At 49.6% G+C, this 11135-nt stretch carries 12 protein-coding genes; 4 read left to right on the forward strand and 8 right to left on the reverse strand.

Annotation, left to right across the window (positions count from 1 at the left end; all coding sequences use genetic code 11):
- Nucleotides 1–372: 372 nt before the first annotated feature.
- The 6 genes from RMO27_RS17075 to RMO27_RS17100 all read right to left on the reverse strand — a co-directional run bounded on the left by RMO27_RS17075 (nucleotide 373) and on the right by RMO27_RS17100 (nucleotide 8571).
- Nucleotides 373–966 carry an SAM-dependent methyltransferase gene (locus tag RMO27_RS17075; protein WP_309734690.1) on the reverse strand — a complete coding sequence of 198 codons (594 nt, stop codon included), beginning with the start codon at nucleotides 964–966 and terminating at the stop codon, nucleotides 373–375.
- Nucleotides 963–1850, reverse strand: a complete 888-nt coding sequence (locus RMO27_RS17080) for a PIG-L deacetylase family protein (RefSeq protein ID WP_309734691.1) — start codon at nucleotides 1848–1850, stop codon at nucleotides 963–965. Before RMO27_RS17080 ends, RMO27_RS17075 begins: the two co-directional genes overlap by 4 nt.
- Entirely contained in the window at nucleotides 1825–3084 is a 1260-nt protein-coding gene (locus tag RMO27_RS17085) for an acyl-CoA dehydrogenase family protein (RefSeq protein WP_309734692.1), read from the reverse strand. The genes RMO27_RS17080 and RMO27_RS17085 overlap by 26 nt, the downstream gene beginning before the upstream one ends.
- Before the next feature lie 18 nt (nucleotides 3085–3102).
- Nucleotides 3103–5079 (reverse strand): ATP-binding protein, encoded by a 1977-nt coding sequence (locus RMO27_RS17090; RefSeq protein ID WP_309734695.1) that lies wholly within the window; start codon nucleotides 5077–5079, stop codon nucleotides 3103–3105.
- A 709-nt stretch (nucleotides 5080–5788) separates the two neighbouring features.
- Complete coding sequence (locus tag RMO27_RS17095; protein ID WP_309734710.1) at nucleotides 5789–8308, reverse strand: PAS domain S-box protein; 2520 nt, start codon at nucleotides 8306–8308, stop codon at nucleotides 5789–5791.
- Entirely contained in the window at nucleotides 8236–8571 is a 336-nt protein-coding gene (locus RMO27_RS17100; RefSeq protein WP_309734697.1) for an ATP-binding protein, read from the reverse strand. The genes RMO27_RS17095 and RMO27_RS17100 overlap by 73 nt, the downstream gene beginning before the upstream one ends.
- A gap of 348 nt (nucleotides 8572–8919) precedes the next feature.
- On the opposite strand from RMO27_RS17100, the gene RMO27_RS17105 reads away from it, so the two are divergent.
- The 4 genes from RMO27_RS17105 to RMO27_RS17115 are packed head-to-tail and all read left to right on the forward strand — an operon-like array spanning nucleotide 8920 to nucleotide 10160.
- Complete coding sequence (locus RMO27_RS17105) at nucleotides 8920–9414, forward strand: rhodanese-like domain-containing protein (RefSeq protein WP_309734700.1); 495 nt, start codon at nucleotides 8920–8922, stop codon at nucleotides 9412–9414.
- A 49-nt stretch (nucleotides 9415–9463) separates the two neighbouring features.
- Entirely contained in the window at nucleotides 9464–9580 is a 117-nt protein-coding gene (locus RMO27_RS23935; RefSeq protein ID WP_396133742.1) for a DUF3891 family protein, read from the forward strand.
- Nucleotides 9529–9837, forward strand: a complete 309-nt coding sequence (locus tag RMO27_RS17110; RefSeq protein ID WP_309734702.1) for a DUF3891 family protein — start codon at nucleotides 9529–9531, stop codon at nucleotides 9835–9837. The genes RMO27_RS23935 and RMO27_RS17110 overlap by 52 nt, the downstream gene beginning before the upstream one ends.
- Nucleotides 9838–9869: 32 nt before the next feature.
- Nucleotides 9870–10160, forward strand: coding sequence for a hypothetical protein (locus RMO27_RS17115; RefSeq protein WP_309734704.1), 291 nt, complete (start codon nucleotides 9870–9872; stop codon nucleotides 10158–10160).
- Nucleotides 10161–10191: 31 nt separating this feature from the next.
- Here RMO27_RS17115 and RMO27_RS17120 read toward each other — a convergent pair whose 3' ends face one another.
- Both RMO27_RS17120 and RMO27_RS17125 read right to left on the reverse strand, forming a co-directional pair.
- Nucleotides 10192–10647, reverse strand: a complete 456-nt coding sequence (locus tag RMO27_RS17120; protein ID WP_309734706.1) for a DUF4385 domain-containing protein — start codon at nucleotides 10645–10647, stop codon at nucleotides 10192–10194.
- Between the two features lie 67 nt (nucleotides 10648–10714).
- A partial coding sequence (locus RMO27_RS17125) for a DUF2231 domain-containing protein (protein WP_309734708.1) occupies nucleotides 10715–11135 on the reverse strand: 421 nt, incomplete at its 5' end.

The raw sequence follows: 11135 nt of genomic DNA on the forward strand, positions 1-11135 counted from the left end.
AACCCGGATCTGGGGGTTGTCTTGATGCGCTAAACCGTTGGGGAACCCAACGAGCGCGCATCGCTCCGACCCCCAGTCCCCCCGTTGAGGAGGCGGGACGCGTCTTGACCCAAACACATGCGGAGGAAACCTCCGCGTGATTTGGGTCGCCGCCCTCTCAAACTCCCCTGCGTAAGGTTCGACTTGTGAGTAGCGGGGCGCGCTTCTCTTCTCCTTTCGGAGACGCTTCGCTACGAGACGCTACGCGAACGCATTAGCTTGGCAATGGGAATCGGTCTGTGGGTTGGGTTTGATTTTTTGGAGCGGTTCAAAAACGAAGCCAGGAGTCATTAATCGGATTAATCGGAAATCCTTAACCCAAACTCACGTTAGTTAGACTTTTTCTAATAGATCTAGTCGATATTTATCGGTTGTTAAACTGTGGATTTGCTTGAATCGATCGGGTACGAGTTCCAGAAAAGAATCGTGAACTTCATCACCAGTTAGTGGTAGAACTCTGGCATCGACAATCCAATGGACTAAGAGCAAATGTCCCTGCGGTTGTAGGCGATCGAGGATCAGATTTTGAGCTTTGTGAAGATCGTCCCAGCACCAGTAGTAGCCAACTTCGGAGAGGACGAGCAAGTCGAAAGCATCATCTGGAAATTGGTGCGGTACTGACATCAGTTGGAAATCGATGTTGGTGAGATGCTGGCATCGCTGGATAGCTTGTGATTGGGCGATACTAGACACATCGATCGATAATAATCGATCGCATCGCTGGGCTAATTGTTCGGTCATAATCCCGATCGAGCCGCCAATTTCAAATCCAGCGGCATATCGCTCGCGCGGTAATGCCTCCAGGGTGGTGGCATATTTTTGAGCTTCGTACTCACTCGTGGCAAACTGCCACGGATCGGGATTTTCGCGATAGAGAGCTTCAAAGAAATCCGTAGTTAGCGATCGAGATTTAGGTGATTTTGTCATATTTCCTCAAAATAAACTTCCCAAGGACGGGTGAAATTGGTTAGTAACTCTGGGGTCAAATAAAAACCAACTGGGTCATCAACGATTAATTCACCTAGTTGCGATCGATAAGTCGCGATCGCTTGGGTTTTTAGTGGCAATACTTGACTGATATCCAATCGCCAGCCAGAGATCTGATCGAGATCTGGACTGCTGTGCTGCTGCTGAAGATCCCAATCCCAGATCGGATATTCAATTAGTTGGGGTGAGATCCCCAGGCTCAAGATTGCGGCTTGAATTAGTTGCCAAGTCGCTCGATGATCGGCATGAGGATCGACACGCCACGGCAGGAAAATCGTATCTGGTAACGTCTGTTTTAAATAGCGTTGACAACGTAATTTGGCGATCTGAAAAGCTGGCGAAGTAATACTTGGTACCGCGCCATCTGGCAGACCTAAGAAAGTTACTCGCGATCGATCTTCGATCCCTAAAATCTCTAGTGCGGCGATCGTTTCCTGCTCGCGGAGCGCGCGAAGGGCGGGGGCGGGGTATTGTTGCGAATTGGGGTGCGATCGGGTGCCATCGCTGACGACCAAAACCTTGACATCATAGCCCTTGGCACACATTAAGGCGATCGCGCCACCACAACCAAGTGTTTCATCATCGGGATGGGGCGCGACGACGACCACGCGTTGGCGGGAGATCTTGCTGAGGTCTCGCAGTGGTAGCTGCTTGGGATCGGCCAATAACAGCTTGCTGGTGCTAGCGTCCCCACTCATTGGCAGCAATTTGCGATCCCTCCGGCCAAATCTGGGTGCGGGGGTGAGGGGATCGGGTTCATCGAGACTATCGCGCTCACCCTCGTCTGTCATGTGATCGTTAAAACTTTGGGGTAGTTGGTTCATGTCTCCACAGTGGTTCGGTCGCGGGGGTTTGGAGCGCATAGCGACCCACGCTGGCCAGCGCGGCATCAAAAGCTGGTTGACGTAGATAAAGGGTCAAATCGCGGACGATCCGCTCGATCGGCTCCGGTGGCAACAATCCACGCGTGCCGACCGAGCGTTCGGCCAGTTGGATCGCGTCCATGCAGATTTGCTCGATCGCGGTGCGTACCATGTTGGTATAAGCAACCAGGCTCTGCGCTCTAGGGTTGGGGAGTGCCGAATCGCCAGCGAAAATGGAATGGTACTGCTGGAGTTGGGCGGCAGCACCTTGGAGCCAGAGCTGGCCGCTTTCAAGGCCGATCGCCATCGTGCCAAACCGCTGTTCTTGGTAGGGGTCTTTGGTTCGATTGATCGATTGCAAAAATTGACGGGCGGCGATAAATAAAGCTTCGGCACCGCCGAGCTGGACGGCGGCGAACCGGACTACGCCCGCTGTCAGCCACGGTTGGCGATAGTAGTCTCCAGGTTGCCCGATCAGTTCGCTGTGGTCTAAGATGACACCTGTAAAATCGACTTTGTAGCTAGCTGTCGCTCGCATCCCCGCTGGTTGCCACCAATCAGAATCGATCGCCGTGGTGACTTCCTCCATCGACACGATACACAGTTGCCATTGGCCATCGGGTAAGGTGCCGCCGACAAAGGGTCGATCGACACAGCCGCAGCCAGTCGCAAAGGTTTTGGCACCTTCTAAGCGATATTTGCCATCACCGAGCGGGAGGATTTTGACGCCATCTTCGGCCTCGGCATTCCAGACACCAAAGATTTTGTGTCGATCGCGAACATCCTGGGCGTATGTGGCAATTTGAGACGGCGTGCCAAAGGTTTGGAGGAGTTGCAACCCATTCACATGACCTTCATAAATGCGCCCGACAGCTAAATTCGCGCGCCCGATCGCTTTTAAAATCTGAAGCAACTCGGAGATCGAACTAGTCTCGATTCCCAGTCCCAAGCCACCAAAATTGGGTGCTAACGGTGCCACTAATAAACCAGCACTGGCGATCGATTCTAGTTCGCGGGCGGGATCAGCTCCATGCCGATCGATCGCCGCTGCATTTTGAGCGCAAAAACTGGCGATTGCAACTGTTTGTTGAAGTAGATCGTCCAGGTTGAGTTGGGTGGGCTGGAGTTCGGAGGCCAGAGCTACTAGCTGTGCGGGCAAACGGATGGCAGTCAAAGCATTCTCCTCTACTTGCATCCTTACTTTAGGTTTGGTTTACAAGTTACTTTCCTTTGAATTATCAGAGAAATTCGAGCTTTTTTCCTCTACCGAACGAGAGAGGTTAGGGGGTAGAGGATAGATGGTGGAGAATTTGGCGGCAAGCGTCTCCCCGTCCCCAAGATCGGATCGACCCGGCTTCGGCCAAGTAAAATAAAAGGTTGTCCCTTCACCCATCTGGGATTCTAGCCAAATGGTGCCACCTTCAGCTTCGACGATTTTTTTGACGATCGCGAGTCCGATGCCGGTACTATTCGATCGATTTTGGGGATTCATGGCTTGAAAAATCCCAAAGATCCGCTCGTGATGTTCTGGGGCAATCCCGACGCCATCATCGGCGATCGCAAATTCATAGCAATCGCTGCGGGTTTGGCAGGAGATCTTAATTAAGCCATCAGTTCTGTCGTGGTGCTCGATCGCATTGCCGATCGTATTGGCAAACACTTGCGACAATAACAAGCGATTGGCAGATAGGATCGGTAGAGCTGGGGAGATCGAGATCGTAAATGTGGGCGCAGGCGCGAGTATCTCGACTATCTCTGCTACTAGTTGAGCGGTAGCGACTAGCTCGCTCTCGGCATCTGTTTTGCCAATGCGGGCATAGTCAAGCAGTCCGTCGATCTTGGCTTCCATGCTATATACTCGACTGCGTAACAGGGTCATTTGCTGTTGGCTATGTGCCGAAATTGCGCCTTGGAAATCTTCTTCAATCCACTGGGAGAGATTGGCAATTGCCCGTAAGGGTGCTTTGAGATCGTGGGAGACAATATGCACAAAGCTATCTAGCTCTTGATTGCGCCATGCGAGGTCAATTTCGGCTTGTTTGCGATCGGTAATATCATGAGCGATCGCATAAAATAACGCTTGCTCGACATACGGCATCGCACTCCATAGCAGCCACCGGTAAGATCCGTCTTGGCAGCGGTAGCGATTTTCAAAACTAGTCACCATTTCTCCTCTGCTGGCTTGCTTGGCAGCAGCTAGTGTAGTCGCTCGATCTTCAGGATGCACAAAGTCGATAAAAGGTCGAGCCATTAGCTCTGCAATCGTGAAACCTAACAGCTTTTCCCATGCTGGATTTAAGCGAGTGAAATGGATATCAAAATTGGCAACTGCTAGCAGATCGATCGACAAATTGAAAAACCGATCGCGTTCTTGTTCGGCGGCGATCCGCGCCAAATAAACTTGTTTTTGAGCCGTGATATCTTGCCAGGAAGCCACAAATCCATCATCTAATTTGGCGATCTGGATATTGTAAGCTCTAGTAAGTATTTTCCCCCCAAACACATCTGAGTAAACTAAATCTTCTTTGACTAATGGTGTGCCCGTCTCTACAACCTGACAGTATTCAGCAAACAATCCTGTCTCCCGAATCGCCGGAAACACATCACACAGTCCTCGATCCAAATCGGCTGCGGTCATCTGATTGCTCTCTAAGGCAGCGGCATTGAGATAATCAAACCGGAAGTCGCGAATCTGTCCAGCATCATCGCGCAGTGCCGAGTAGATCCCAAAGCATTCGAGCATATTTTCGACAGATGCCTGAAACCGCTCTTCCCGTTGTCGCAGTTGCCGCCGTAGACGGGCATTTTCGATCGCGCTACGCATGGTCGATCGCAATAGCTCTGGTGTAAATTTGTGCTTGGCTAAATAATCATGGGCACCGAGTTTCATCGCTCGCACGGCGATACTTTCGTTGCCATGCCCCGTCATCATCACGACCGATGGACTATTGTGATTACTTTGAATGGCCAATGTCTCTAAAAACTCCAGCCCATCCCCATCGGGCAACGAGTAGTCAAGCAAAATGGCATCGATCGATCTCGTCCGGCACAATTCCAGTCCCTCGGCCACTGATTCTGCTTCCAATACGCTGTAAGCGCAGCTTACATCATCAAGCAGGCAATATCGATATAGCTCTCGATTTACTAGCAAATCTTCAACAATTAGCACTGTAATGGTCGGAAGCATCATTTTCAGTGACAACAACAAAAGGTGTTGTAAATGATCGGTTGATACGATCTAACTCGATCGTATGCACTCAGCCTATCAGGTCTACAATTTTTTTTCAATGCGATATGTAACAACAAGTGTGACTAGAAGATCAATTCTCGGTTTATTCCGATAGATTTCGGCCGCAATCATCTTGATGATGATTGCTCTCCAGCAGTTTCAAGCTTTTGCAGTGGTGCGTAAGTTTATGGAAATCGTTACCTAGAATAATCGATCAATATTTTTGACTTCTGTATATTCCTGGACATGTTTGTTTGTGTATTCATAGCTTTTAAAAGCTTCCAATAAAAGAAATCAAAGCGTACATAATATCGCTCGATCTACCTATAAATATAGAGAAGACAATATATATCTTTGTGTTGTAATTGGTAGTGTCAACATCCAGATAGCCGAGCTTGACTGATGTCAAAAAACTTTATCGCAAATCACCGATTCGATCGAAACCAACATGTGAGTTTTGCTGGTGGAGAAGGTGTTATCAAAGGCTTTAAATTTGAGCATGGTAATTGAAAATATGCGATCGAGATGCCGCAAGGGGTGGAACCTCAATTTGGTAGAATCGGCCCGGAAACCATCGTTTTGTTAGACGAAATCGAACTGAGTACAGTCTAGTACCGAGGGGGATACACACCAATTTCACTTTTCTCAAGAGATGTGTATGCACGTTAGCTCAAGACCGCTGCAGCCAAGTGAAATAGAAGGTGGTACCCTCACCCAGTTGGGACTCTAGCCAAATGGTGCCACCTTCAGCTTCGACAATTTTTTTGACGATCGCCAGGCCAATGCCCGTACTATCCGATCGCTTTTGGGGGTTCACCGCTTGGAAGATTTTAAACATCCGATCGTGTTGCTCCGGTGCAATGCCTGGGCCATCATCGGCGATCGTAAATTCATAGAAATTATCGCGTTCGGCAATCCCAATCTGAATCGATCCATCCACGCGATCGTGATGTTTGATGCCATTGCCGATCAGATTGGCAAATACTTGAGTCAGTAGCAGTCGCTTGGTGTCGATCGTGGGCAGGTTTTGGGCGATCGAGATCGTAAATGTCGGCGGTGCTGCCAGCGGATCGATCGTCTCCGCTAACAATTGGGCGATGTCAACTGGCTCATTGAGATCATCCGTGCAACCGATCCGGGCATAGTCGAGCAGTCCATCGATCGTTGATTCCATCCGATATACTCGGCTCCGTAACAGCATCATTTGCTCTTGATTGGCGACTGTGAGCGCACCTGCGAGATCTTCTTCAATCCACTCAGAGAGATTGGCAACAGCGCGGAGGGGAGCTTTGAGATCGTGGGACACAATGTAAACAAAGCTGTCTAGCTCCTGGTTTCGGGCTTCGAGATCGGCGAGAGTCTGGTTGCGATCGGTAATGTCGATCGCCGCAAGAATCGCCCGAAGGGGGATCTCAACTGTGCCCGCACGGTCGAAAAAGACTTGTTTGCGAACGCTCAAGCAGCGGACTTCGCCATTCGGCCAGACGACCCGATGATCTTGGGCAAACCAACCCTTACCCGCTGGATCGAGCAACTGGGAGATCGTCTGTTCGAGGGTGGCGCGTTCGTCGGGGTGAAATGTCTCATGGATCTGTGCGCGGGTGACGAATGATGTATCTGGGTCGAATCCATACATCATCGCAGCTTCGGGCGAGAGTTCGACCAGATTGGTGGCATAGTCAAATCTCGCTAAACCCACACCCGCCACTTCAATCCCCGCCCGCAATCGATCCTGGGATTCGCGCAAGTCGCGATCGATCTGTTGGCGATCGGTAATATCATGCCCGATCGCATACCAGGCATTACTCTGAACGTATGGCATCGCACTCCACGAGATCCAGCGATAGGAACCATCTTTACACCGATAGCGATTCTCAAAATTAACTACCCGATCGCCTTGGGTCAAACTTTGAGCACCAGCGATCGTGTGCGCGCGATCGTCGGGATGCACAAAATCAATAAATGGTCGAGCCATCAGCTCGGCATTGGTGAAGCCCAAAATCTGCTCGAATGCGGGATTTAATCGCGTGAAATAGCCATCAAAACTGCCGATCGCCAACATATCGATCGATAAATTGAAAAAGCGATCTCGCTCTTGCTCCGCGTCGAGCCGCTCCGCTGCGAGCCGCTGGCGTTCGGTAATATCTCGAAAATAAACCCCCAAGCCTGCGTCCGAAGGATAGGCATGAACCTCAAGCCAAGTCCTAGTTGGCTCGTAAAATACGTCCAGATGTACCGCCACTAGATCGGTCATCGCACGGTGATATTCCCGATCGACGATCGTTCCTACCAAACTGGGAAAAACTTCCCAATGGGTTTTACCCAAAAATTCTTCAGATGTTAGACCAGTTAATTGACAAAAGGCGGTCGTTGCCGCGCGATTGGTATAGACGATCCGCCAATCTTGATCGAGGTTGACATAGGCATCGGTCATGCTTTCCCAGATATTGGTAATCCGATCGTTCTCAGCACACAGCATGAGTTCGGCTTGTTTTTGGGCGATGATATCTCGCCAGCAAGCCGTAAACCCATCATCTAATTTACCGATCTGAAGGCTATAGGCACGAGTCAGGCTGTGACCCCCAAAGACATCCGTATAAGTTAAGTCTTCTTTAATTAGTGGTGCTCCTGTCTCGACCACCCGCACGTATTCTGCAAACAATCCCGACTCCCGCATGTTCGGGAACAGCTCACATACACCTTTGCCCAAATCGTCAACAGTCATCTGATTGCTTTCTAGTGCTGATTCATTGAGATAGTCAAACCGGAAGTCGCTAATCTGCCCAGACGAGTCACGCATCGCCGAGTAGATCCCAAAGCAGTCGAACATCTGTCGAACAGATGTTCGACTGCTTTGGTTGCGCTGCTGTGCCGGAGTATCTCCGCTCTCAGCCAATTGCCCCTGCCAGCGGTTTGCGGTGGCGGAGCCTGGTTTGTCGATCGTCGCATTTCGCACCGCCAACTGCAACAGCTCTGGTGTCAGATCGCTCTTGACCAAATAATCCCGGACACCCAATCGCATCGCCTGAACGGCAATCCGTTCATCCCCTTGCCCTGTCAACATGATGACGGGTGGAGCCATCCGATCGCTACCAGCGGCTAATGCGACTAAAAATTCTAGCCCATCCCCATCGGGTAAATGATAATCGAGTAAAATTGCATCGATCGTTGGTGGAGAATCGTAAAATATTTTGAATTTGGAATTGCTGGATCGTGTTGCTCCGGTGGGATGCCAGCGTCATCATCGGCGATCGCAAATTCATATACATCGCTGCGTTCGGCGTTACCGATGTGGATTGCCCCCTCAATGCGATCTTGATGCTTGATGGCGTTACCGATCGGATTGGCAAATACTTGACTCAACAACAGCCGCCTGGCGTGGAGAATCGGTAAATTTTTGGCGATCGCGAGCTGGAAAGTCGGTGGTGGTGCTAGGGAATCGATCGTTTCCACAATTAGTTCGCCGACTGCAACTGATCGATCGACAGATTGAAGAATCGATCGCGTTCTTGTTCTGCCGCTATTCGAGCATTTTAGTCTTGCGTTAATCTAGATAAATATTTAAGATTTTGCGAGAAACATCTCAATCTACAAATCGTATTAACCTGGTGACTATGATGAAATTGGTGTAAAAAGTGCTACCTCAATAGCTGAAAAATCTACATATGACAGCAAGATATTCGATCGCTTCTGCCCCGCGATCACCAACATCCCGATCACGATCTACCATTCGGTAGAAGAGATTCCCGCAGGATACTGCCATGCTGTAAATGCAAGATTGAAATTTATGACCAAATATTCATGGCAGATTTACATGACATTGTTGAAGGCGTCCAAGATGCTTTGTCCAAACTCACGCCCACACCCGTGATCCTCCAAGAGGAATCGACGGCCTACGACCTGAAAACGCGGCTAGAATGGGCAGAACCCGCCCTATCGATTATCGATATTCGCGATCGAGAAGCATTCAACCAAGGGCGCATCACTGGGGCAATTTCGATGCCGATCGAGCAACTCGATCAGATGAAATCCACACTCCAACCCCAGCACGATATCTACATCTACGGTGACACTGACGATCGAGCGCATGCAGCAGCACAGATGCTCAGAGTAGCTGGCTTTGAAGCCGTCACCCACATCATGGGCGGTCTAGCTGCTTGGCAGGAGATCGGCGGCCCGACTGAAGGGATCGAAGAAGATGCCGCTCCACCCAAAGCCAATGCTTACAACGTGGTGTCGCGGCTCAAAACCGAACACGACGTTCAAGAAGCTGGTAAATCACAACATGCAAACTAATAGTTAGGACGGATAGCATTGCCCAATTGAATGATAGTTAACCTCACAGATAACCTGGGAGATTATTTACCACCGCGCTCATGCCCTTCTAGCCGCCCAAATTGCAGGATATTGGTGCAAATCGGATCTGACAGCGCATTCGATCGAGACGATCGACTATCGTTGATATTGTGTCAGCGACAGCTTCCTGACGGCGAACGGTGGCTAGAAATTGCTACTGGCCCGACTGGCGAGCGGCACGATATTTTGCAACGCAGCGATGATACGCTGACGGTCAAGCCGTGGCCGTTTGCAGACAAAGAGTTTACGGTTTGCATCGATGCTTGTTATCTCACTCAGATGAAATTCGAGACCGATTGCGAATTAGTGATGGCACTAAAACAATCACCGATCGACTCAATCGAGTGGCATTTCGTCGCCTAAATACCCCGAATTAATTAAAATCCTAGCTATCCATGAATAACGCATTCTTTGACAATTTTTTTCGAGACAAGAATGGAGAAATCGTCATTGGTCAACCACCTAATGTACCGATCTTGATTTGGTTGGCGGCTAGTTTGTCGCAGCTAGTTTTTAAGACTGGTCAGATTAACTTTGGCTTAGACCTTTTAGCGACTGGAGCGTTGTTTACATGGGCAATCCTAGAGCTATTTCAAGGTGTCAATTATTTTCGGAGAACTTTGGGTGCGATCGTGTTAATTAGCCTCATAGCGTCAAAAATCCAACTATTAACAGTTAATGGTTAATATTGAATAGTGTGGCGATCGCTTGCAGCCATCATGCCGCCGATTGCCGTTCGTGGCGATCAAGCATCACTAGATATGCAGCATCTGTTTTGGCTAATTGCCAAAATTCAGCGAAGATCTGGGCCGATTCTGCTTTAAGTGGATCTTCGACGTTTGGCAGAATTAGCTGAGAATCTTTGGCATATTTACGACCCGATTTGTGATTGGCATAGCGACGAGATCGGGTATAGCCCATTTGCAAGAATTTGCGCGCCATATCCATGCCCACGAAATCTTGGCTAGCTTTATCTTCGAGAAATAAACTGTAGATCTTTTGGGCGGATTCACGGGCGATATCAGGGGTATGGAATTTCCAGTAGGGTAAGATCTCGTTTTTGTAGGGCTGTACGAGTAATACCCCTTGCTCGCCTTTGCCGATGCGATAGAGTTCGGGTTGCTGGCGAAAGTCGATCGTTCTAAAATCGAGGTTGTAGTCAAATTTTTGCATTTTCTTATACCATTAGATCCCTGACTTCTTGAAGAAGTCGGGGATCTGCCATTCGCTAAGTTATCGATTATGGTTCGTGCCGACTACTAGCACCAATAACGGAAATTTTGTGGCGATAAATTAGTTCGGCACCATACCAGCCAGTAATACCGAGTAGTGAAGCGACAACGATCGAGATGATGATGCCTGTGGGTAGAATTGCAGCTTCGACGTTATCCCAACGCAAGTACCAGTTGACGAAGGTTAAGGCTAAGGCGGTGACGTTACCTGCCATGTGAATCCAGCCAGCACTATGCTTTTTGACACGATCGATCCGCACGAAATCTAGCATCCCCGTGAGGGCAGCAACTAGTCCAGCGATGAAGCCAGAACCGATTAACCACATTGCCGCCCGCGCCCAAAATGGATCGCCAGTCAGCCAGTAACCGATATCGGCTCCAGCGGCACCCGTCAGAAAAGCGATTCTCCGGGGAGAGGCTCCGCCAACG

It is taken from the genome of Chamaesiphon sp. OTE_75_metabat_556 (genome assembly GCF_031378165.1).
Lineage (GTDB): Bacteria > Cyanobacteriota > Cyanobacteriia > Cyanobacteriales > Chamaesiphonaceae > Chamaesiphon.